Origin of the sequence: Methylobacterium radiodurans (assembly GCF_003173735.1) — a bacterium.
In the GTDB taxonomy this organism is placed as follows: Bacteria; Pseudomonadota; Alphaproteobacteria; order Rhizobiales; family Beijerinckiaceae; genus Methylobacterium; species Methylobacterium radiodurans.
Genome location: NZ_CP029551.1, coordinates 4,505,336 through 4,527,365 on the forward strand (window position 1 = coordinate 4,505,336; position 22,030 = coordinate 4,527,365).

The window sequence follows — 22,030 nt, forward strand, 5'->3', positions numbered from 1 at the left end:
CGGCCGAGCACGGACCGACCTCCATGACACTCAACGGCTGGATCCAGATCGCGCTGTTCTGCGCGGTCGTCCTGGCGCTCGTGAAGCCGCTCGGGGCCTACATGACCCGCGTCTTCACCGGCGAGCGCACCCTCCTCTCCCCCGTGCTCGGCCCCATCGAGCGCGGGCTCTACCGCGCGGCCGGTATCGACGCGCGCCACGAGCAGACTTGGCTCGACTACGGCCTCGCCATGCTCGCCTTCCATCTGCTCGGCTTCCTGCTGCTCTACGCGGTGCTGCGCCTGCAGGACGTGCTGCCGCTCAATCCGATGGACCAGGCGGGGGTGGCACCCGACCTCGCCTTCAACACCGCGGCGAGCTTCGTCACCAACACCAACTGGCAGAACTACGGCGGCGAGAGCACGCTCTCGTACCTCAGCCAGATGCTGGGGCTGACGCACCAGAACTTCCTCTCGGCGGCCACCGGCATCGCGCTGGCCGTGGCGCTGATCCGCGGGTTCGCCCGCGCCTCGGCCAGGACGGTCGGCTCGTTCTGGGTCGATATGACCCGCTGCACCCTCTACGTGCTGCTGCCGCTCTGCCTCGTCTACGCGCTGTTCCTGGTCTCTCAGGGCATGCCGCAGACGCTCTCGGCCTACGTCGAGGCCACGACGCTGGAGGGCGCCCGGCAGACCATCGCGGTCGGGCCCGTGGCGAGCCAGGTCGCCATCAAGATGCTGGGCACCAACGGCGGCGGCTTCTTCAACGCCAACGCCGCCCACCCCTTCGAGAACCCCACCGCACTCTCGAACCTCGTGCAGATCGTCTCGATCTTCGCGCTCGGCGCCGCGCTCACCAACGTCTTCGGCCGCATGGTGGGGGACGAGCGCCAGGGCTGGGCGATCCTCAGTGCCATGGGCGTGCTGTTCCTGGCCGGCGTCGCGGTCACCTACGCCAGCGAGGCGGCAGGCAGCTCCGTGCTGAACGGCCTCGGGCTCGCCGGCGGCAACATGGAGGGCAAGGAGGTCCGCTTCGGGATTGCCGCCTCGGCGCTCTTCGCGGTGGTGACGACGGCCGCCTCCTGCGGCGCGGTCAACGCCATGCACGATTCCTTCACGGCGCTCGGCGGCCTCGTGCCGCTCCTCAACATGCAGCTCGGCGAGATCATCGTCGGCGGCGTCGGCGCGGGCCTCTACGGCATGCTGGTCTTCGTCGTGGTGGCGATCTTCGTGGCCGGCTTGATGGTCGGGCGCACCCCCGAATATCTCGGAAAGAAGATCGAGGCGCGCGAGGTGAAGATGGCCATGCTCGCCGTCCTCTCCCTGCCGCTGATGATGCTGGGCCTCACCGCCCTCGCCACGGTGCTGCCCGCGGGTCTCGCGGGGCCCGCGAATGCCGGCCCACACGGCTTCTCGGAGATCCTCTACGCCTTCACCTCGGCGGCGGCCAATAACGGCTCGGCCTTTGGCGGGCTCACCGGCAACACGCTGTTCTACAACAGCCTGCTGGCGCTCGGCATGCTGGTCGGCCGCTTCTTCGTCATCGTGCCGGCCCTCGCCATCGCGGGCTCGCTCGCGGCCAAAAAGACGGTTCCGGCCTCGGCCGGCACCTTCCCGACCGATGGCGGCCTGTTCGTGGGGCTGCTCGTCGGCGTGATCCTGATCGTCGGCGGCCTGACCTTCTTCCCCTCGCTGGCGCTCGGCCCCGTGGTCGAGCACCTTGCAGGCGCGGTGGGCCAGACGTTTCCGGCGGGAGGCTGAGATGCCGCGCGCCCTGCCCAGCCGGCGCCTGCCGCGCCATCACCTGATGCCGCACCGGCCCCAATCCCACCGCGCGGACAGTCCCGCGGCAAAGCCCCTGCGCACCTCCGACCTCGTGCTGGCGCTCCTCGGTGTGGCGCTGCTGGGCGGCCTCGCCCTGCTGGCGGCCCTCGCCCTGACCGTCGGCGCGACCGCCCCCTGAACGGCCGAGGTCCGGCGCCGCGCCGGACCGTCCCAGCCCCTCTCCGGACAGCGAACCCCCATGTCCCGCAAGACCTCATCGCGCCTCAGCGCAGCCCTGATCGTGCCCGCGCTCGTGGGCTCCGTGCGGAAGCTCGACCCCCGCGCCATGATCCGCAACCCGGTCATGTTCGTGGTCGAGGTCGTGGCCGCCCTGACGACCGTGCTGTTCCTCCGCGACCTCGTGACCGGCGGCACCGACCTGCTCTTCTCCGGCCAGATCATCCTCTGGCTCTGGTTCACGCTGCTGTTCGCCAACTTCGCGGAGGCGCTGGCGGAGGGCCGCGGCAAGGCCCAGGCCGATTCCCTGCGCCGCACCCGCACCGAGATGACGGCCAAGCGCCTCGGCGGCCAGGGCTACGCCTACGATACGGTGCCGGGCACGAGCCTCAAGGTCGGCGACATCGTCCTGGTAGAAGCCGGCGACCTGATCCCCTCCGACGGCGAGGTTATCGCGGGCGTGGCCTCGGTCAACGAGGCGGCGATCACGGGCGAATCCGCGCCCGTCATCCGCGAGTCGGGCGGCGACCGCTCGGCCGTGACCGGCGGCACCCAGGTACTCTCCGACGCGATCAAGGTCCGCATCACGGCGGCCGCCGGCGCGACCTTCGTCGACCGCATGATCGCCCTCGTGGAGGGCGCGTCGCGCCGGAAGACCCCCAACGAGATCGCGCTGAACATCCTGCTCGCGGGCCTCACCATCGTGTTCGTCTTCGCGGTGGCGACCATCCCGAGCTTTGCGCGCTACGCCGGCGGCTCCATCCCGGTCATCGTGCTGGTCGCCCTCTTCGTGACGCTGATCCCCACCACCATCGGCGCGCTGCTCTCGGCCATCGGCATCGCCGGCATGGACCGTCTGGTCCGCTTCAACGTGCTGGCCATGTCGGGCCGCGCCGTGGAGGCGGCCGGCGACGTCGACACGCTGCTCCTCGACAAGACCGGCACGATCACGCTCGGCAACCGGCAGGCGATCGCGTTCCAGCCGGTCCGCGGCGTCACCGAGCAGGAACTCGCCGATGCGGCCCAGCTCGCCTCGCTCGCCGACGAGACGCCGGAAGGGCGCTCCATCGTGGTGCTCGCCAAGGAGACCTACGGCATCCGCGCGCGCGACATGGCGGGGCTGAACGCCTCCTTCGTGCCCTTCACCGCGCAGTCGCGCATGTCGGGCGTCGATCTCGACGGCTCGTCCATCCGCAAGGGCGCGGTCGACGCGGTCATTGCCGCGGTCTCCGGGCAGCCGATGGCCAGCCGCGGCTCCAGCGCGGCGCTCGCCTACCACCCGGCCGCCGAGACCGAGGTGGTGGGCGAGATCCGCGCCATCGCCGAGGAGATTGCCACGGCCGGCGGCACGCCGCTCGCTGTGGCGAAGAATGGGCGCCTGCTCGGCGTGGTCACCCTGAAGGACATCGTGAAGGGCGGCATCGCCGAGCGCTTCGCGGAACTGCGCCGGATGGGCATCCGCACGGTCATGATCACCGGCGACAACCCGATGACGGCGGCCGCCATCGCCGCCGAGGCCGGGGTGGATGATTTCCTGGCCCAGGCAACCCCGGAGGACAAGCTGGCGCTCATCCGCAAGGAGCAGGCTCAGGGCAAGCTGGTGGCCATGTGCGGCGACGGCACCAACGATGCGCCCGCGCTCGCTCAGGCCGATGTGGGCGTCGCCATGAACACCGGCACGGTCGCTGCCCGCGAGGCCGGCAACATGGTCGACCTCGACAGCGACCCGACCAAGCTCATCGAGATTGTCGGCATCGGCAAGCAGCTGCTGATGACGCGCGGGGCGCTGACCACATTCTCCATCGCCAACGACGTGGCGAAGTACTTCGCCATCATCCCGGCGATGTTCATCGCGCTCTACCCGCAACTGCAGGCGCTCAACGTGATGGGGCTGTCCTCGCCGCAGAGCGCGATCCTGTCGGCCATCATCTTCAACGCACTGATCATCGTCGCGCTGATCCCGCTGGCCCTCAAGGGCGTGACCTACCAGGCGGTCGGGGCGGCCTCGCTGCTGCGCCGCAACCTGCTCGTCTACGGCCTCGGCGGCGTCCTGGTGCCGTTCGTAGCCATCAAGGCCATCGACATGGCCGTCACCGCCCTCCACCTCGCCTGAGACCCGGGCCTCGGAGACTCGATCCATGCTGAACCAGCTTCGTCCCGCCCTCGTCCTGCTCGTCGCGCTGACGGCGGCCACGGGTCTCGCCTACCCGCTGGCCGTGACCGGCATCGCGGGCGCCGTCTTCCCCGCCAAGGCTGCCGGCAGCCTGATCCTGCGCGACGGCAGGGTCGTCGGCTCCAGCCTCATCGGCCAGAGCTTCACCGGCGCCGGCTATTTCCACGGCCGGCCCTCGGCGACGACCGCCGCCGACCCGGCCGACGCCACGAGGACGGTGCCGGCGCCCTACAACGCGGCGAACTCCATGGGCTCCAACCTCGGGCCGACGAGCGCGGCGCTGGCCGAGCGGGTCAAAGGCGGTCTCGATGCGCTGAAGGCGGAGAACCCGAACGCGCCGGTGCCGGTCGATCTCGTCACCGCGAGCGGCTCGGGCCTCGATCCCGACATCTCGCCCGACGCCGCCCTGTTCCAGGTCCCGCGCGTTGCCAAGGCCCGCAACCTGCCCGAGGACAGGCTGCGCGACCTCGTGACGGCGAATGTCGAGGGGCGCACCGTGGGCCTGCTGGGCGAGCCCCGCGTCAACGTGCTGGCGCTCAACCTTGCCCTGGACGACCTCGCCAAGCACTGAGGAGCGAGCATGCCCGAGACCGGCCGCGACCCTGACCGTCCCTCGCCCGACGCTCTGCTCCAGGCGGCGCGCCGGGAGGAGCGGACGCGCGGCCGGCTCAAGGTCTTCCTCGGGGCCGCGGCCGGCGTCGGCAAGACCTACGAGATGCTCACCATCGGGCGCGCCCGGCTGAAGGCCGGTGCCGACATGGTGGTCGGCGTGGTCGAGACCCACGGCCGGGCCGAGACCGAGGCGCTGCTCGAAGGCTTGGAGGTCATTCCGCGTCGCCGGGTGCCCTATCACGGCACCGTGCTGGAGGAGATGGACCTCGACGCGCTGCTTGCCCGCCGGCCCGGGCTCGCCCTGGTGGACGAGCTCGCCCACACCAACGCACCGGGCTCGCGCCATCCGAAGCGCTACCAGGACGTGGAGGAACTGCTCGATGCCGGCATCAACGTCCTCACCACCCTCAACATCCAGCACGTCGAGAGCCTGAACGACGTCGTCGCCGCCATCACCCGCATCCGGGTGCGCGAGACCGTGCCGGATGGAGTCCTCGATCGGGCCGACGACATCGAGGTGGTCGATCTCAACCCGGACGACCTGATCGAGCGCCTGAAGGCCGGCAAAGTCTACGTGCCGGCCAACGCCGAGCGGGCTCTGAAGCACTACTTCTCCCGCGGCAACCTCACGGCTTTGCGCGAACTGGCCCTGCGCCGCACCGCCGACCGGGTGGACGACGAGCTCCTCAGCCACATGCGGGCGAACGCCATAGCCGGGCCCTGGGCCGCCGGGGAACGGGTGCTCGTCTGCGTGAGCGAGGATCCGCGCTCAGCCGGGCTCGTGCGCTACGCCAAGCGGCTCGCCGACCGCCTGCACGCCCCCTGGACCGCGCTGGTGGTCGAGGGTCCGCGCACGGCCTCCCTCACCGAGGCCCAGCGCGACCGGATCGCGGAGGCCCTGCGGCTCGCCGACCGGCTCGGCGGCGACGCCGTGACCCTGCCGGGAGGCCGGCGCATCGCCGACGACATCCTAGCCTACGCGCGCTCGGCCAACGTGAACCACATCGTCGTCGGCAAGGCGACGCGGTCCTGGTGGTTCGAACTCGTCAACGGCTCGGTGGTGCACGACCTCGTCCGCCGCAGCGGCACCATCGGCGTCCACGTGGTGCCCGGCGAGGCGGCCCCGGCGGACGGACAGCCGCGGCGCGCCGTGGCGACCGTCGCTCCCGGACCGGCCTTCGACGCGCGCGCCTACGGGCTGGCCGCGCTCATGACGGGCGCCGGGCTCGGCCTCGCCCTGCTCCTCGAACCCTATGCGGGCGTCGAGAACGCCGACCTCGTGCTTCTGACCGCCGTCGTGGCGGTGGCGGTCCGCCTCGGCCTCGGCCCCTCGCTCGCCGCGGTGGTGCTGGCCTCGCTCGCCTACAATTTCTTCTTCCTGCCGCCGGTCTACACCTTCACCATCGCCGATCCGACCAATGTCGCGGCCTTTCTGCTGTTCACCCTGGTCGCCGTGCTGGTCTCGAACCTCGCCGCCCGCGCCCGCCTGACGGGGGTGGTCAGCCAGGCCCGCGCAAGGTCCACGGAGCGCCTGTTCGGCTTCTCACGCAAGCTCGCCGGCTGCGGCACCCTCGACGACGTGCTCTGGGCCACCTCCGCCCAGGTCGCCGCCATGCTGAAGGTCCGGGTCGTCCTGCTCCTGCCCGACGGCAAGGCCGTCACCGTGCGCGCCGGCTACCCGCCCGAGGACATGCTGGACGAGGCCGACCTCGCCGCCGCGCAATGGGCCTTCGACAACGAACGCCCGGCCGGCCGCGGCGCCGACACCCTGCCCGGCGCCCGGCGCCTGTTCCTGCCGATGCGCACCGGGCGCGGCACCATCGGGGTGATCGGCCTCGACGCGGACGGCAGCGGCCCGATCCTGACGCCGGAAGGGCGCCGCCTCCTCGACGCGCTCGCCGATATGGGCGCGCTCGCCATCGAGCGGGTGCGGCTCGTGGAGGATCTCGACCGGGCCGAGCGCGCCGCCGAGACGGACCGGCTCGCCCGGGCATTGCTGACCTCGATCAGCCACGACCTGAGGACGCCCCTGGCCTCCGCGCTCGGCGCCGCCAGCACCCTGCGCGACCTCGACGCGGCGCTCACACCCGAGGCCAAGGCCGAACTCCTGGCGACTATCATCGAGGAATCGGAGCGGCTGAACCGCTTCATCGTGAACCTGCTCGACATGACGCGCCTGGAGGCCGGCGCGGTGGCGCCGAACCTCGCGCTGCAGGACGTGGCCGAGACCGTCGATACCGCCCTGCGGCGGACCCAGGCGGTCCTGGCCGGCCACCGGGTCGCTGTGGATGTCGCGCCCGACCTGCCGACGCTCCGCCTCGATCCCGTCCTGTTCGAGCAGGTGCTGGTCAACCTGCTCGACAACGCCGCCAAGTACGCGCCCGAGGGCTCCACCGTCACCGTGCGTGCCCGGCGGGAGGGCCGGTCCGTTTGCATCGCGGTGCTGGACGAGGGCAACGGCATCCCGGAGGCGGATGTCGAGCGGGTGTTCGACAAGTTCTACCGGGTGCACAAGAGCGACCGGGTCCGGGCCGGGACCGGGCTCGGCCTCGCCATCTCGCGCGGCTTCGTCGAGGCGATGGGCGGCACCGTCGGCGCCGGCAACCGCCGCGACCGCCCGGGCGCCGCCTTCACGGTGACCCTGCCGGTGCCGGCCCGGACCGCACCGAGGGAGATCGCCGCATGAGCCCGACCATCCTCGTCGTCGACGACGAGCCGCCGATCCGCAAGTTGCTGCGCATGGGGCTGGCCACCCAGGGCTATGCCATCCTGGAGGCCCCGAACGCCGCCACCGCCCTGGAGGTGCTCGGCCGCGAGAGCCCGGACCTCGTCATCCTCGACCTCGGCCTGCCCGACATGCCCGGCCACGATCTGCTCCGCGCGATCCGGGCGAGCCATCCCGGGCTGCCCATCGTCGTGCTGTCGAGCCGCGATGACGAGGCCGGCAAGGTCGAGGCGCTCGACCTCGGCGCCGACGACTACGTCACCAAACCGTTCGGCATGGCCGAGCTCCTCGCCCGCCTGCGCGCGGCCCTGCGCCACCAGCTCGCCGCCCAGGGCGAGCGCCCGGTCTTCCGGGTCGACGGCCTATCGGTCGACCTCGTCCGCCGCATCGTGAAGGTCGGCGACGCCGAGGTGAAGCTGACCCCGCGCGAGTACGACTTCCTGCGCGTTCTGGTGCTGCACGCCGGCAAGGTGCTCACCCACGCCCAGCTGATGCACGCGGTCTCGGTCTCCTCGGAGCCGCAATACCTGCGCGTCTACGTGCGCCAGCTTCGCCAGAAGCTGGAGGCCGACCCCGAGCGCCCGCGCATCCTTCTCACCGAGACCGGCGTCGGCTATCGCCTCCGCGCTCCCGACGACGAACCGAACCTCAAGCTGCGTGCGGCAACCGACGCCAAGCCGGCCGTGACGGAGACGAGCCCTTGATATCGATCCCCGAACGTCGTCGCCCGGCGCGATGACCGTCGACGAATTCCTCGCATCGCCCGACCTGGCCCACGGCCCGCGCATCCCGATCAAGAAGGTCCTTCTGAAGGAGCTGGCCAACCTGTCGAGTCTGACGCTCGGTCTCGACGCCGACGACGGCCTCGGCGCCCTCCTGCGACGTGACGATCTCGGCGCGACCAGCGTCGGCGACGGTGCGGCGCTCCCGTAGGGGCGGTTCGAGGCTGCCCGGCGCCCCTGCGGCCTTCCGGCGCGTCGCCGAATCCGGGAAGACTCCTCTTCTCGGCTTGCTTGCCAAGTGCCGGCGACTGAGGACGCACGATCGGGCCGAACCGGTGGGACGATAATCGTGCCGACCGATCGGAAAATTTGACGTTCCGCCAATGAGGGTTTTTGCGGCAGCCATAGGTACGATCGCCTATGTCTGCCGCAAGCTGCCGGACGACACAGTCTCGGAAGCTGATCTGTCTCTCGCCATCCAACACTCTGTCCATTCGATGAATGACAGATCGTTCGCAGCAGCGAGGCGAGGCCGCCTGACATTGCAGGCCCTCAGAAAACCATGCGTTTTTTAGACCATTCCGAGCGCTTGCATGTAAAGCTCAAGTATTGCCTCTTCTTCTTGCCGCTCGGCGTGGTCTTTCTTTCTGATTCTGAGGATCGCCCTAACCGCCTTTGCGTCAAAGCCCCGTCCGCGCAATTCCTGGAAGACCTCTTTCACATCTGCGGCGATGCCAGCCTTTTCTTCCTCCAAACGCTCGATGCGTTCGATGAACTGCTTGAGCTCGTCAGCTGCGACGCCTTCCGATGAGGAGACATCTCCCGTCTTGGGCATTGAGTGTGCGTTCATGAAAATCCTCGTCACCGCGCGGGCGCGCGCCCGCGATCACGGATCGCCCGGGGCCGCCCCACCCTCGCACTGGCCCAAGTGGTAGACGAGCGACGTTACCGGAAGCTTGAGGCCGGCTCTGCGAGCCGGTGCCGGCCCGTCGGGGCGGTGCCGCCCGAGGCCGTGCTCAATGCTGAGGCGGGGCCTTCGCGAAGGCCGCCCGCTGCTCGGGGCTCGCCTCGGTCTGGTGGCGCGCTTTCCACTCGGCGTAGGGCATGCCGTAGACGTGCTCGCGGCTCTCGTCCTTTGAGAGCGGCACGCCGCGCTCGTCGGCCGCGTCCTTCAACCAGTTCGACAGGCAGTTCCGGCAGAAGCCCGCGAGGTTCATCAGGTCGATGTTCTGCACGTCGGTGCGCCCGCGCAGGTGGCTGACGAGGCGGCGGAAGACAGCGGCCTCCAGTTCGGTCTGGGTCTTGGCGTCCATCTTGGCATCCATCTTGGCGCCCACTTTCGGATCGATCTCGCTCATGCCGGCCTTCCCCTGAGAGGTATCCTGCCTCAGGTCGGCAGGAGCCGCCCCGGCGTCAAGTCGCGCAGGGCGGCAGAAGCGGCCCGAGACAGCGGGCGAAGCGCTCGGCCCATTCCGTCTGGCCCGCCTCGCCGGCGATGAGATCCTGCCGGATCTCGACCAGCGCGTTCCGCAGGCCGCGGGCGGTGGCGTGGCGGTCGATCGTGTCGCCGGGTAGTCCGCCGCCGTAGGGCTCGTTGTCGCCGACCGTGAGACCGGCCGGATCGGCCCTCAGGGCCTCGATCAGCGGACGGCTCAGGCGCTCGTCGCGGTCGTACAGGATGCCGACCTGCCAGGGCCGGGCGACGCCGCGCCAGTAGGGCGTGAAACTGTGGATCGTCACGATCATCGGCGCCGTGCCCGTGGCCTCGGCGGATGCCACTGCGGCGTCGATCGCCACGTCGAACGGGTCGTAGAAGCGGGCGAGCCGGGCCGCCTTGCCGGCCGCGTCGATGCGGGCGTTGCCCGGCACCACGGCCCCGTCCGAGAGGCGCATCACCAGGGTCGGGTCCGTGCGGCCCCGGTTCGGATCGATGATGAGGCGGGAGAAGTTCGTGAGGATCGCCGGCGCACCGAGCAGGGCCGCAAGGCGCCGCGTCACCCCCGCCGCGCCGATGTCGTAGGCGATGTGCCGGCCGAACTCCGCCTCCGCCACGCCGAGCGCGATGTCGGGCGGCACGTGGTTCGAGGCGTGGTCGCAGGCGAGGATCAGGCCGCGGGCCGGATCCCCGGCGACGATCTCGACCGGGTGAGGCTGCGCGCTGTCGGGACGGGCGGATGTGTTCACGGGGCCGGTCGGGTCCTCGGGCGGGCATGCGGGAAGCTTGAGCCTTGCCGTCCGGCGCGGGCTCGGGCAAGCACGTATCAAGGATCGTGCGCCCCCGGCAAGAAACGGGGCCCGCCCCGTCGCGCGGACAGGCGCGGGATCGAGGCCCGGGACGAAGAGACCGCACGGCAGAGACGAACAGGCGAGGAGCCCCGCGATGACCGCCCCCACCGATCCGGCCGTGCAACAGGCCCGCACCCTGCTCGACCGTTTCCTCGCGGCCGGCATCGCGGCGGCCCATCCGGAGAAGTGTCTGCGGGAGCACCTGCCGCAGCCGGCGCCGGGGCGGCTGATCATCCTGGGCGCGGGCAAGGCCGGCGGCAGCATGGCGGCTGTGGCGAGCCGGTTCTACCGCGAGGAGCACGGGGTGCCGGAGGAGCGCATCCTCGGTCTCGCGGTCGCGCGCCACGGCTACGGGCAGGAGGCCCCAGGCATCCGCATGGTCGAGGCCGGCCACCCGGTGCCGGACGAGGCCGGCATCGCGGCCACGAAGGAGGCCCTGCGTATCGCCAGCGAGGCCGGGCCGGAGGACGAGGTGCTGGTGCTCCTCTCCGGCGGGGGCTCCGCCAACTGGATCGCGCCGGCCGGCGACCTGACGCTGACCGAGAAGCAGGCCATCACCCGAGCGCTGCTGCGCTCCGGCGCGCCGATCGGCGAGATCAACACCGTGCGCAAGCACCTCTCGCGCATCAAGGGCGGGCGCCTCGCGCTCGCCGCCCGCAATGCCCGCTCGATCCTGACGCTCGCGATCTCCGACGTTCCCTTCGACGACCCAGCGGTGATCGCCTCGGGCCCGACCGTGCCGGACCCGTCCACCCTCGAACAGGCCCGCGCGATCTGCGAGCGCCGCAACATCCCCCTGCCCGAGGCGGCGGTGCGGCTCCTCAACGATCCGAACAACGAGACCCCTAAGGCGGGCGACCCAGCCTTCGCGCGGGCCGAGTACCGCATCATCGCCCGGCCGATCGATGCGCTGGAGGCCGCCTCCGCCGCTGCGCGCGAGGCGGGCTACGAGCCGGTGATGCTGGGGTCCGACCTCGAGGGCGAGGCGCGCGAGGTCGCGGCCGAGCACGCCGATCTCGCCCGCAAGGCCAAGTCCGAGGGACGGAAAGTGGCGCTGATCTCGGGCGGCGAGCTGACCGTCACCATCCGGGGCGAGGGTCACGGCGGACCGAACCAGGAATACGCGCTGGCGCTCGCCATCGCGCTCGACGGCGCGCCCGGCATCCGCGGCATCGCGGCCGACACGGACGGCACGGACGGCGGGCGCGGCGAGGCCACCGACCCGGCCGGCGGCCTCGTGGACGAGACGACGCTGGCGCGTGCCCGCGCGGCCGGCCTCGATCCGGCCGCGATGCTCGCCGACAACGACTCGACCCGCTTCTTCGAGACCATCGGCGACCTCGTCCGGCCCGGCCCCACCCGCACCAATGTCAACGACTGCCGCATCATCCTGGTCGACTAGTCTTTTGGGGCCTCTGCGTCGCTGTTCGGCGGGCCTCCTGCTCGGAGGTGCGGTGGCGTTGCTCGCCGCCGCCCCCGCGCGGGCGGATCTGCGCCTATGCAACCTCACGCCCAGCAAGGTCGGAATCGCGCTGGGCTACCGCGACCCGCAGGGCTGGGTGACCGAGGGCTGGTGGGATCTGGCGCCCAAGGGCTGCGAGACCCTGCTGCGCGGCTCTCTGGCCGCGCGCTTCTACTACGTGTTCGCGGTCGACTACACGCGCGGCGGCGAGTGGAGCGGGCGCTCGCTGATGTGCACCCGCGACTCGGAATTCACCATCCGGGGCGTCGAGGACTGCCTCGCCCGCGGCTACGACCGCAACGGCTTCTTCGAGGTCGATACCGGCGAGCAGAAGAGCTGGACTATCCAGCTCACGGATCCGAACCAGCCGGCGGCGCAACCCTGAAGAGGGCCGGCCCGCAGACGACCTGCCGGGCCCGGAATCGGAGTGCCGCCATCCGAGCCGTGCCATCTCCGGGCCCGTGACGGCACGAACTGAGCCTGCGGCGCTCACGCAACTGTGTGGTGGTCCGTCCTCGCGCGGTTCCTAGATAAGAACCAACGTGATGCAGGTCACGTGACGCAAACTTGGAGCCTGTTGGTCTTAGCGATCGGCAGGCTTTCTCTTGCGGTTTGCGCGTGCATCACGGTCCATCGTGCGAACACGAAGGCGTGAGCACGAACAGGGGAAAGACTTTCCGGCGAAAGACTGCGCCGTATCTTCGGTCTGTCTGTCAGAATATCGGAGGAACCCTATGCGCTCTCACATGCTCGGCGCCGCCCTGCTGCTGATTCTGCCGCTATCGGCCCACGCCCAGGAGGCCGGCGACGCGGCGGCCGGCGAGAAGGCGTTCGCGCCCTGCAAGGCCTGCCACAACTTCGAGAAGAACGGCGTCGGACCGGACCTGAAGGGCGTCGTCGGCCGCAAGGCGGGCACCTATGAGGGCTACACCTACTCGGCCGCCCTGAAGAACTCGGGCCTGACCTGGGACGAGGCCAACCTGCACGAGTGGCTGAAGAATCCGAAGGCTAAGGTGCCCGGGACCAAGATGATCTTCCAAGGCTACCCGGACGACAAGAAGATCAACGACGTGATCGCGTATTTGAAGACGAAGAGCTGAGCCGGGCGCCGCGTAACGGCACCCGGCCGCGTGACCGGGTTTTGATTTCTCGGCTCAGTTTGTCCTGATTCGGGAGCACGTACTGGAGCGCTCTCCGCCGAATTGGGTGCCGGTTCGGCGGAAGGGAGCGCGTCAAAACAATGACTGAGTGCCCTCCCTGATTGCCCCGCGATCGGGAAGCGCACCCAGGGCATCACTGCAATGGGTTCGCTTGGGCGGGGAGAGTGCCCATGTGGGCTGGATGCGACGCTTTGGATTCGCCGACGCACGGTAGTGGCGCCGCATCGCCACCCGCTACGAGAAGCGGGCGACCAACGACTTCGCCACGGTCACTCTCGGCATGACCATGCTTTGGCTCACGTGAGTCTGCAGAGACGTCCTAGGCCGCAGAGGTGTGGTCTCGCTCTCGGGCATCGTAGCGTGCCTGAGCCGCGCTCAATTCACCGATGTTCCGGAACACCCACATGCCGAGCGCCTGGACGGGTTCGGCCAGCGATAGGCCGAGCGGGGTCAACTCGTAATCCACGCGCGGCGGGATCGATGGCGTGACCGTCCGGCTGACGAGGCCGTCGCGCTCCAAGTTGCGCAGCGTCAAGGTCAGCATCCGCTGCGAGATGTCCTCGATCCCGCGCTTGAGTTCGCTGAAACGCTGCGAGCGCTCGCGCAACATCATGATGACAAGCACGCTCCACTTGTCGCCGAGGCGAGAAAGCACTTGAGATACTTTCATGCACTCCGGTGAATGGGCATCGACGGGCTTGGTATCACTCATGTAACCTTGGTATCCTTCTTGTGCCGTCTTGCGGGGCCTTTTAGGTCGAATATCATAACCGGGTAACGAATAGGAACCCGGTACCACGATGAAACTCCTGCACATCGACACGAGCATTCTCGGGGCGAATTCCGTCTCGCGGGAACTCACGGCGCTGATCGTCGGACGCCTGACCACGGGAGCGGGGTCCGAGGTCACCTACCGCGACCTGTCGGCCGGCGACCTGCCGCACCTCACGCCGGCCACCCTGCCCAGCGCCCATCCGGCCTCCGCCATGGCCGGTCCTCTCGACTCCGCGGGGCAGGCCGCCCGCGCGGAGAGCGACCGGGTGCTGGAGGAGTTTCTCGCCGCCGACATCGTCGTGATCGGCGCACCGATGTACAACTTCACGATCCCGTCCCAGCTCAAGAGCTGGATCGACCGCATCCTCGTACCCGGCAAGACCTTCCGGTACGGTGCGAATGGGGCGGAAGGCCTCACCGGCGGTAAGCGGGTCATCGTGGCGGTGGCGCGCGGCGGCTTCTACGGACCTGAGACGGGCGCCGTCTCGGCCGAGCATGCCGAGAGCTACCTGCGCTCGGCGCTGGCTTTCGTCGGTATCACCGCGCCGGAGTTCGTCGTGGCCGAGGGCCTCGCCGCGGGCGAGCACAACAAGGCGCAGGCCCTGACCTCGGCCCGCGCCGCCGTGCAGCAGCTCGCCGCCTGAACCCCGCCAACCCATCCTCCTCCAGCTCCACTCCGGAACGGTCTTCTCCCATGTCTCAGACCCTCGCCACCCCCGCCGCCCCGTCGCGCGGCATGACCATCCTCGCCTGGTCCCTGCAGATCGTGCTCGCGCTCGTGTTCCTGGCCGCCGGCGGCGCCAAGCTCGCGGGCATCCCGATGATGGTTCAGGTCTTCGACCTCGTCGGCGTCGGGCAGTGGTTCCGCATCGTCACGGGGCTCATCGAGGTTGCGGGCGCAATCGCGCTGCTGATCCCCACCTATGCCGGCCTCGCCGCGTTGTTGCTCGGTTGCACGATGGTCGGTGCGGTGCTGGCCCACCTGACGGTCCTGCCGACGCCAGCGGCGCCCGCCGTGTTCCTGCTGCTCCTCTGCGCCCTGCTGGCTCTGCTGCGTCGTAACCAGATCGCCGCGGTCGCGAACCGCGGCCGCTGACCGGCGGTCGGCGTAGCAGCCGCCGGCTACGCCGACATGCGCCGGACCGGAGAAGCGAGATCATGTTCGACCGACATCGATGGCCTGGTGGACGGGCCATCCTGGGGATCATGGCCTGCCTCTCGGCCGGGATGTGGGCTGCCGCACCGACGGCCTCGCCGACCCGCGCCGCCGCAGCACCGGCACGTCACCACCGCATCGTCTACCACGTCAGCAGCAACGATCAGCCCACGATGCAGCGGGCCCTCGGAACCGCCGACAACGCCCTCAAGCATTACCGGAGCCGCGGCGAGACGGCGCGCATCGAGATCGTCGCCAATGGCGGCGGCGTTCACATGATGCGGTCCGATACGACGCCGGTCGGTCCGATGCTGCAGTACATGCGCAGCACCTACCCGGACCTGGTTCTGACCGCTTGCGGCCTCACCCGGACGATCATGGAAACCAATGAGGCGTGGACCGTCCCCCTCCTCGAAGGGATCGGTGTCGTGACCGTTGGCCTCGTGCGGGTGGTGGAACTCCAGGAGGAGGGCTATGCCTATGTCAAACCCTGACGCGGGGCGGTTGACACGTCGGGCCTTCGCCGCGGGCGCCCTGTCTACGATCACCCTCTCATCGCCGACCGCCGCGCTGCCGCTCCTCAGGGGCCAGCGGAAGCAGTTCGTGCACTTCGAGCCGCAGCCGTCGATGCAGCCTCTCCGGCTTCGCGATCTCGCCGGCCGCACGGCCACCCTCGCGGCTGCGAAGCGCGAGGCGATGCGCCTGTACGTGTGGGCGACTTGGTGTCCGTCCTGCCCGGTCGAGCTGCCGCGGCTCGCGCGGGAGCAGGCCGCGATTGCGGCCCGCGGCGTTGGCGTCGTCGCCGTCAGCATCGACACCGTATCGACGGTCGTGATCTCCACCTACCTGCAGCGGCACGGGGCCGGCGGGCTACGGGTGCTCCACGACCCTGCGGCAGCGACCCTGCGGGCGGGCCAGCCCGACGGAACGGCCTCGCCGTTCCAAAGCTGGTCGATGCCGCTGACCTTCGCCGTCGACCGAGCCGCGCGCGTGCGGGGCTACATCGCCGGCGGCTTCGACTGGCTGAAACCGGACAGCTTGGCGTTCCTCGACGTCCTGGCCGCTCAGGCTCCACCGGCGCCGTTCCACGCGATGCCGAGCCGGTCGGGTTAGGCTCCTCCTTGACCGGTTCGGCCGGTGCGCCGGGTCCTAATCCCAGACGAGGCTGCGCGGCAGAAAAACTAACAGTTAACTTGCGAGAGCAACGCAAAGTGAAGTCCTGGTTTACGTTCGTATGACGAGATGGTGGCACCGTCGCGCTTGGGGGCAGCGCTCGGATCTATGTTTGAGTCCCATGGTGGGCCGTCATGAAGTTGTTCAGCAACCTCAATCTGGTATCAAAAATTGCAATTCCGACGCTGCTGATTGTTTCTGTTGCGGCGGGAATGGTCTTCCTGGCGCGTTCTAACCTGCAAACACTCGATCATAACACACAGCAGATCGTGGACGTCAGCGCTGCGCGCGCAGTTCTTGCCCTTCAGATGTCGAACGCTGTCGATGAGGCTGCGATCAAGGAAAAGAATATCATCATCGAGACGGATGATGCGCGCATGAAGGTGCAAGCGAACGAGTACAAGGAGGAGCGCCAGAAGGCGTACGCCGCCATCGAGCGGCTGATCGCACTGGCCGACACGCCTGAGCGCAGGTCTACAAACGAGGGCATCAAACGCTTGATGGGCGACTACTTCGCCGCAATCGACAGGGTGATAGCCTTAGGGCTGAAGAACGAGAACGAAGCTGCTGCCAAGATCTCGAACAACGCAAGCCGCGACGCCCGCAGGAAGTTGGTCGAAGTTGTGGGAAAGCGGGTTGAGACGAACTTGCGGGATCTCAGCATTGCCAAGCAAAAGGCGTCAGAAATCGCTGCCTCTGCCACGCAGACCCTGGTGATCACCGCCATCTGCGGTCTCCTGATCGCCGTCATCCTGCTCGCGGGCATTGTGGTTTTCGGCGTGACGCGTCCTCTGAACGCCATGGAAGGCGCGATGAGCCGCTTGGCTGCCGGTGATCTTGAGGTGGCGGTCAGCGGCACCGAACGGAGGGATGAGGTCGGCTCGCTGGCCCGCTCGCTTCAGGTATTTAAGAACAATGCCATCCAGGCGCGCGCGATGGCTGCGGCGCAAGAGGCCGAGAACCAAGCCAAGATGCGGCGTGCCAACTTGCTCGATGACCTCACCAAAAGCTTCGAGCGGAGCGTTTCGGTGCTGACGCAAGGGCTGGCCGGCGCCGCCACTGAGATGGAAGCGACTGCTCGCTCCATGACCGCGACTGCCCACGAGACGAGTCAGCAGAGCGTGACCGTAGCCGGTGCGGCTCAGCAAACCTCGGCCAACGTGCAGACCGTGGCCGCCGCCAGCGAGGAGATGTCGGCGTCGGTGACGGAGATCGTGCAGCAGGTCAGCCAGTCGGCGCAGATCGCCGGCCGCGCCGTGGATACGGCGCGGCAGACCGACGCGACGGTGCAGAGACTTGCTGGCACGGCCGAGCGCATCACCACAGCGGTGTCGCTGATCTCGCAGATCGCGGGTCAGACCAATCTGCTCGCGCTGAACGCCACCATCGAGGCGGCGCGTGCCGGAGAGGCGGGGCGCGGCTTTGCGGTTGTCGCCACGGAGGTGAAGGAGTTGGCGGGTCAGACCTCCCGGGCGACGGGCGAGATCGGTGAGCGCATCGCGGAGATCCAGGCGGCGACGCAGGAGGCGGTCGCCGACATCCAGCAGATCAGCCGGGTGATCGGCGAGATGTCCACCTACGCGGCGAGCATCGCGGCGGCCATGGAGGAGCAGGGGGCGGCAACCCAGGAGATCACGCGCAACGTGCAGCAGGCGGCGCAAGGCACGGAGTTGGTGACCCGCAACATCGGATCGGTGCAGGCGGGCGCCGGCCAGACGAGCGCGGCAGCCTCGCAGGTGCTGAGCGCGGCGCAGGAGCTTGCCCGGCACTCGGAAGGCCTCACCCGCGAGGTCTCCACCTTCTTGGCTGGCGTGAAGGCGGCTTGATCACACAGCCTGCGCATTTCGGCCCGCTCGGCTCATAGCCGCGGCGGGCCTTTTCGGGGACATATCGCAGGGTCGCGAGCGCTGAGGCTCAAATCATGGAGAGCAACGAGCCGGTCGCTTAGATCGTGGTCGCGATCTAGAGCGCTCTCCGCCGAAGTGGATGCCGGTTCGGCGCAAGAGAGCGCGTCAAAGCAACGACTTAGAGCCGTTCCCGATTGCAACGCGATCGGGAACGGCTCTAAGCGACCCAGTCCGGTCAAACTCCAAAGGGGCATTCCTATCGCACGATGCCGTTTCTCCAAGAGCATGATCTTTAGTTCCAGCATTTCGTGGGATGGGTTCGACCTGGAGAAACGTTGCTCGACGGACGATGCTCTGCAGAGAGCTTCGAACGGGGTGAGGCGGCGCAGGGTCTTCAGGCGGCGGGCGAAGTTGTAGGCGCTGACGCGGTCGGCCAGGTGAGCACGACGTTGCGCGTGGCTGACGTCGTGGTCGCGTTTGACGGTCGCGTGCTTGAATCGTGCGGTTCATTCGTTCGACCTGACCGCTTCGTCCAGGGATGGCGCGGCTTGGTCAGACGATGGTCGATACCATTGCGGGCGCAGGCAAGCTCGAAGCTGTCGGCTCGGAAGGTCTCACCGGCTGCGATGGCCTCCTTGACGATGGGGCGGCCGAGGCAAGGTTGCCGGGTGAGCACCGTGTGCCTCTGGTCGGGCACGGCCTCGACGAGATGGCGACGAGCAGGTCGAGCCGCCCTTGGGCCGTGCGAACCTCGGCCAGATCGATGTGGCGCTGCCCTGAAGAACCCGGCCCATAGCCCGTCCCTTCACTCGGGCGTGGTGAGTGCACCATCAAACCCTGAGATCAAACAGCGAATTCGTCCCAAGATTTCGCGCGCAGCCCCTCGGTCGGGTAGTCGCTCTGGCGCAGGGTCTGAAGCGTCCTCGGATGGGGCTCGCCCTTCGGCTGGCTGCCGGCCAAGAAGGCGAGAAGCGACTCGCCCCATCCTCGTTGAGCATGGACTCGCCCAGGATCGAGCGGGCCGAGTTCCCGGCGCACAGGAACAGGACGTTGTAGACCCGCTCAGGCATGGGGAGCTTCCCCGGCAGGGCAAACGCAAGCGGACAGGGCGGCGACGGCCGGGGCGCAGACCTCGGGCCGGCCTTGGCAGCAGTCGCGCATCAAAAAGGCGATCAGATCGGATAGGCCGGCGTAGGCGGCGCTGTAGATGATCGACTTGCCCTCGCGGCGGGAGGCGATCAGGCCGGCGTGCGAGAGTTCTTTCAGGTGGAAGGACAGATTGGTGCTCGCGACCCCGACCTCGATCGCCAGCGCCCCCGCGGCAAGGCCGTCCGGACCGGCGGTGACGAGGGCGCGCACGATCCGGAGCCGGTGCTCCTGGCCGAGGGCCGCGAACGCCGCGAGGGCTTGCCGTTCGTCCATCAATTGTCCACTATCATTACAACATATCAAATTTTGTTGAAGCGTAGAGGAAGAGGACGTCTTGGACAAGCCCCAGCAGCCGTTCGCCGATGGGATCCCGAACCTCTCCGAGGCGCACTTCGAGGTGCCGATCGTCGAGCAGCTACAGGTGACGGCGGCGCTCTCCCACGCGCCGCGCTTCCTGATCCTCTACGGTTCGCTGCGAGAGCGCTCGTTCAGCCGGTTCCTGGCCTACGAGGCGGCCCGGCTCCTGGAGGCGATGGGCGGCGAGGTCAGAATCTTCCACGCCCACGGCCTGCCGCTGCCCGACGACGCGACGGCCGACCACCCGAAGGTGCAGGAGCTTCGGCAACTCTCGATCTGGTCGGAGGGGCAGGTTTGGGTCAGCCCGGAGCGGCACGGCAACTTGACCGGCGTCATGAAGAGCCAGGTCGACTGGCTGCCGCTGAGCGAGGGTTCGGTGCGGCCGACGCAGGGGCGCACGCTCGCGGTGATGCAGGTCTCGGGCGGATCGCAGAGCTTCAATGCCGTGAACAGCCTGCGGCTGCTGGGGCGCTGGATGCGGATGATCACCATCCCGAACCAGTCCTCGGTGCCGATGGCTTACAAGGAGTTCGACGACGCCGGCCGCATGAAGCCGGGCCCACTGTACGACCGGGTCGTGGACGTCTGCGAGGAACTGGTGAAGTTCACCCTGCTGACCCGGGGGCGGGCCGACCACCTCGTCGACCGCTACTCCGAGCGGAAGGAGCGCCAACCCGACCGGCTCAAGGCAGTCGCTGCCGACATCGGGTTCGTGAAGCGATAGATCCGCTCTCGCCCCGCAGGCGGACGCTCGATTGACCGAAGACGAATGTCGGTTTGTGGCAGCTGAGCTGCTGTTGGTCAGGAGCGGCGCTCAGGACCATCAACGGGTACCGGAGCTTCTGAAGCTCCCGCTTGCAGTCTGGAGAAAACAGCTCGCGGGATGAGCACGGCAATCATCGGCCATCGGCTGCGGTGAAGAGTACGTCGATGGTATCGCCCCCCTCTATCAGCCTCATGCCGACGAGCCCTCTTACGGTGATGGCAACAGGAGATTGCAATTTATCGACCAAGGGCGTGTCTCCAATCGCCGTAATAGCTTGAACGCTAAAACGCTGACCTCATGCTATCCCTGGATAGGAGTGGTCCGGGTTCGTGATTAATCCGACGGCGTACCGGGACGCCCGCCGGAGAGTGGGCTTATCTCACTCCAAGCTCGCCGCCTTCTCGGGCCATGCGACCGTTATCCTTGTCGAGTTGAGCGCCGCGACTGCGCGCGCCTACGACTTCCCAAAATCGATTTCGATTTGAGCTATCCTAGCAGGTAAGATTGAGAGAAATTTGCTATCGAGCGGGAAAACAATCTATCGTTCTTCGTCAATGCTGTGCAGCGGCCGTCAACCTCGATTTCCCGCTCGCCGGTCGCAAGCCCGCATCGCTCAGGCCGTTCCCGGCAACACTCGCGCGTCAGGAAGGCAGTCATTCCTGCCACCGTCTCGGGTACCGCAGTGCAAACGACCGACTGCGCCTGTCGGTACGAGCGGACGGGGCCAGCGCCGGCAAGGTTTTGCATGTGGAGGGTCAGCGTCGAGGGCGCGCAGCCGCCGGCCTGCGGCCATGCCGCCGGGCAACTGCCTCAGCAGCGTGCGGAACGCTTCAAGGCGGGTTTCCTGCGCCAATGCTATGAGCACGACCGCGGCTGCGTCTACCTTCCTCGTGCGACCCCTTTTCGATCGCCATCGAAACAGGAGGCCATTAGGTTATCTTTGCCGTTTTCCCCGAGCTGGCCCTCGACCAAGAACGATACCGCGTGCCCGCCAAGCCGGACGACCACCGAAGCCGTCCGGGATGCGGGGTCACCGACATCCCCTGCCACCTCTCCGGCGCCCTGCAGGACTACTTCATGCTCTCGGGGCAGACGCCCCTTCCCGATCGGCTGACCATTCTTCTCGACCGGATCGACGCTGCCCTGGCCGCGGCCGGCGAGCGGCTCGCCACCGGCTTCCGCGACGAGCTGATCCGTGCGTTGCCGGCGCTGCGGACCTTCGCCATGTCCCTCTGCGCGAGCGCGGCGCGCGCCGACGACCTCGTGCAGGAAACGTTGGTCCGAGCTTGGGCGAACCGGGAGCGGTTCATCCCCGGCACCAACTTCACCGCCTGGACCTTCACCATCCTGCGCAACCAGTTCTACAGCGAGATGCGCAAGGCGCGGCGCGAGGTCGAGGACGCCGAGAGCACGCATGCGGCGGGGCTCACGGCGGCGCCCGATCAGGAGCATGTCGTGGCGCTCGGCTCAGTGATGAACCTGATCGGGACGCTGCCGCTCCCGCAGCGCCAAGCCCTTCTGCTCGTCGGCGCGGAGGGCTTCACCTACGAGGAGGCGGCTGCCCAACTCGGATGTCAGGTCGGCACGGTGAAGAGCCGGATCAGTCGAGCACGCAGCTTCCTCGTCGCGAGCCTCGCGCAGGACGCCTCCTCGCTCGGTTTTGCGGGGCTCTGAAACACCGCTTCCATC

General features: G+C 68.5%; 22 protein-coding genes and 3 pseudogenes. 18 read left to right on the plus strand and 7 right to left on the minus strand.

All coding sequences use genetic code 11. From position 1 onward, the window contains the following. Positions 1-23 precede the first annotated feature (23 nt). Genes kdpA through DK427_RS21135 form a run of 7 tightly spaced genes read left to right on the plus strand, consistent with a single transcriptional unit; the run spans position 24 to position 8,422 of the window. Positions 24-1,739 (plus strand): potassium-transporting ATPase subunit KdpA, encoded by a 1,716-nt coding sequence (kdpA, locus tag DK427_RS21105; RefSeq protein WP_109953085.1) that lies wholly within the window; start codon positions 24-26, stop codon positions 1,737-1,739. 1 nt (position 1,740) lies between these two features. Continuing rightward, a complete protein-coding gene (locus tag DK427_RS21110) occupies positions 1,741-1,941 on the plus strand; it encodes a hypothetical protein (protein WP_109953086.1) in 201 nt (66 codons plus the stop codon). Positions 1,942-2,001: 60 nt separating this feature from the next. Then, on the plus strand, positions 2,002-4,092 hold the full coding sequence (gene kdpB / locus DK427_RS21115; RefSeq protein WP_109953087.1) for a potassium-transporting ATPase subunit KdpB: 2,091 nt from the start codon (positions 2,002-2,004) through the stop codon (positions 4,090-4,092). A gap of 25 nt (positions 4,093-4,117) precedes the next feature. Further along, positions 4,118-4,723: a K(+)-transporting ATPase subunit C gene (locus DK427_RS21120; RefSeq protein WP_109953088.1), complete on the plus strand. Its 606-nt coding sequence runs from the start codon at positions 4,118-4,120 to the stop codon at positions 4,721-4,723. A gap of 9 nt (positions 4,724-4,732) precedes the next feature. Continuing rightward, the gene (locus DK427_RS21125; RefSeq protein ID WP_109953089.1) at positions 4,733-7,450 is read left to right on the plus strand and encodes a sensor histidine kinase; all 2,718 of its coding nucleotides are present in this window, start codon (positions 4,733-4,735) and stop codon (positions 7,448-7,450) included. Next, positions 7,447-8,193 carry a response regulator gene (locus DK427_RS21130; RefSeq protein WP_109953090.1) on the plus strand — a complete coding sequence of 249 codons (747 nt, stop codon included), beginning with the start codon at positions 7,447-7,449 and terminating at the stop codon, positions 8,191-8,193. Before DK427_RS21125 ends, DK427_RS21130 begins: the two co-directional genes overlap by 4 nt. A gap of 31 nt (positions 8,194-8,224) precedes the next feature. Continuing rightward, positions 8,225-8,422, plus strand: a complete 198-nt coding sequence (locus tag DK427_RS21135; protein WP_109953091.1) for a hypothetical protein — start codon at positions 8,225-8,227, stop codon at positions 8,420-8,422. Between the two features lie 360 nt (positions 8,423-8,782). On the opposite strand, the gene DK427_RS21140 is transcribed toward DK427_RS21135, so the two are convergent. The 3 genes from DK427_RS21140 to DK427_RS21150 all read right to left on the minus strand — a co-directional run bounded on the left by DK427_RS21140 (position 8,783) and on the right by DK427_RS21150 (position 10,395). Continuing rightward, on the minus strand, positions 8,783-9,061 hold the full coding sequence (locus tag DK427_RS21140; protein WP_109953092.1) for a DUF2312 domain-containing protein: 279 nt from the start codon (positions 9,059-9,061) through the stop codon (positions 8,783-8,785). 166 nt (positions 9,062-9,227) lie between these two features. Beyond that, positions 9,228-9,569, minus strand: a complete 342-nt coding sequence (locus tag DK427_RS21145) for a DUF1244 domain-containing protein (RefSeq protein ID WP_245930665.1) — start codon at positions 9,567-9,569, stop codon at positions 9,228-9,230. 55 nt (positions 9,570-9,624) lie between these two features. After that, positions 9,625-10,395, minus strand: a complete 771-nt coding sequence (locus DK427_RS21150; protein WP_109953093.1) for an N-formylglutamate amidohydrolase — start codon at positions 10,393-10,395, stop codon at positions 9,625-9,627. A gap of 196 nt (positions 10,396-10,591) precedes the next feature. Here DK427_RS21150 and DK427_RS21155 point away from each other — a divergent pair, with 196 nt between their 5' ends. The 4 genes and pseudogenes from DK427_RS21155 to DK427_RS21170 all read left to right on the plus strand — a co-directional run. Beyond that, positions 10,592-11,899, plus strand: a complete 1,308-nt coding sequence (locus DK427_RS21155) for a glycerate kinase type-2 family protein (protein ID WP_109953094.1) — start codon at positions 10,592-10,594, stop codon at positions 11,897-11,899. Beyond that, positions 11,865-12,344: a DUF1036 domain-containing protein gene (locus DK427_RS21160; protein WP_109953095.1), complete on the plus strand. Its 480-nt coding sequence runs from the start codon at positions 11,865-11,867 to the stop codon at positions 12,342-12,344. The genes DK427_RS21155 and DK427_RS21160 overlap by 35 nt, the downstream gene beginning before the upstream one ends. A gap of 349 nt (positions 12,345-12,693) precedes the next feature. Beyond that, positions 12,694-13,059 (plus strand): c-type cytochrome, encoded by a 366-nt coding sequence (locus DK427_RS21165; protein ID WP_109953096.1) that lies wholly within the window; start codon positions 12,694-12,696, stop codon positions 13,057-13,059. 274 nt (positions 13,060-13,333) lie between these two features. Beyond that, positions 13,334-13,423, plus strand: a pseudogene (locus DK427_RS21170) (IS5-like element ISMra2 family transposase); the annotation flags it as partial. Between the two features lie 15 nt (positions 13,424-13,438). Here DK427_RS21170 and DK427_RS21175 read toward each other — a convergent pair. Continuing rightward, a complete protein-coding gene (locus DK427_RS21175; RefSeq protein WP_109953097.1) occupies positions 13,439-13,831 on the minus strand; it encodes a winged helix-turn-helix transcriptional regulator in 393 nt (130 codons plus the stop codon). Between the two features lie 88 nt (positions 13,832-13,919). On the opposite strand from DK427_RS21175, the gene DK427_RS21180 reads away from it, so the two are divergent. From DK427_RS21180 to DK427_RS21200, 5 genes are all read left to right on the plus strand, one after another. Further along, positions 13,920-14,537, plus strand: a complete 618-nt coding sequence (locus tag DK427_RS21180; RefSeq protein WP_109953098.1) for an FMN-dependent NADH-azoreductase — start codon at positions 13,920-13,922, stop codon at positions 14,535-14,537. A gap of 50 nt (positions 14,538-14,587) precedes the next feature. Beyond that, the gene (locus DK427_RS21185) at positions 14,588-14,989 is read left to right on the plus strand and encodes a DoxX family protein (RefSeq protein ID WP_109953099.1); all 402 of its coding nucleotides are present in this window, start codon (positions 14,588-14,590) and stop codon (positions 14,987-14,989) included. 62 nt (positions 14,990-15,051) lie between these two features. Next, a complete protein-coding gene (locus tag DK427_RS21190) occupies positions 15,052-15,543 on the plus strand; it encodes a DsrE family protein (RefSeq protein WP_109953100.1) in 492 nt (163 codons plus the stop codon). Continuing rightward, positions 15,530-16,162, plus strand: coding sequence for a TlpA disulfide reductase family protein (locus DK427_RS21195; protein ID WP_162559870.1), 633 nt, complete (start codon positions 15,530-15,532; stop codon positions 16,160-16,162). The genes DK427_RS21190 and DK427_RS21195 overlap by 14 nt, the downstream gene beginning before the upstream one ends. Before the next feature lie 194 nt (positions 16,163-16,356). Beyond that, complete coding sequence (locus DK427_RS21200) at positions 16,357-18,048, plus strand: methyl-accepting chemotaxis protein (protein WP_109953102.1); 1,692 nt, start codon at positions 16,357-16,359, stop codon at positions 18,046-18,048. A 323-nt stretch (positions 18,049-18,371) separates the two neighbouring features. Here DK427_RS21200 and DK427_RS27230 read toward each other — a convergent pair. The 3 genes and pseudogenes from DK427_RS27230 to DK427_RS21210 form a co-directional block, all read right to left on the minus strand. Then, positions 18,372-18,846 (minus strand): annotated as a pseudogene (locus DK427_RS27230) (integrase core domain-containing protein); the annotation flags it as partial. Between the two features lie 72 nt (positions 18,847-18,918). Further along, positions 18,919-19,139: pseudogene (locus DK427_RS27235) on the minus strand (arsenate-mycothiol transferase ArsC); the annotation flags it as partial. Then, positions 19,132-19,491, minus strand: coding sequence for an ArsR/SmtB family transcription factor (locus tag DK427_RS21210; RefSeq protein WP_109953103.1), 360 nt, complete (start codon positions 19,489-19,491; stop codon positions 19,132-19,134). The gene DK427_RS21210 and the pseudogene DK427_RS27235, both read right to left, overlap by 8 nt. A gap of 61 nt (positions 19,492-19,552) precedes the next feature. Here DK427_RS21210 and arsH point away from each other — a divergent pair, with 61 nt between their 5' ends. Together arsH and DK427_RS21220 are read left to right on the plus strand one after the other, a co-directional pair. Then, positions 19,553-20,299, plus strand: a complete 747-nt coding sequence (gene arsH / locus DK427_RS21215) for an arsenical resistance protein ArsH (protein ID WP_109953104.1) — start codon at positions 19,553-19,555, stop codon at positions 20,297-20,299. Between the two features lie 1,026 nt (positions 20,300-21,325). Beyond that, positions 21,326-22,015, plus strand: a complete 690-nt coding sequence (locus DK427_RS21220) for a sigma-70 family RNA polymerase sigma factor (protein WP_425452486.1) — start codon at positions 21,326-21,328, stop codon at positions 22,013-22,015. Positions 22,016-22,030: the final 15 nt, after the last annotated feature.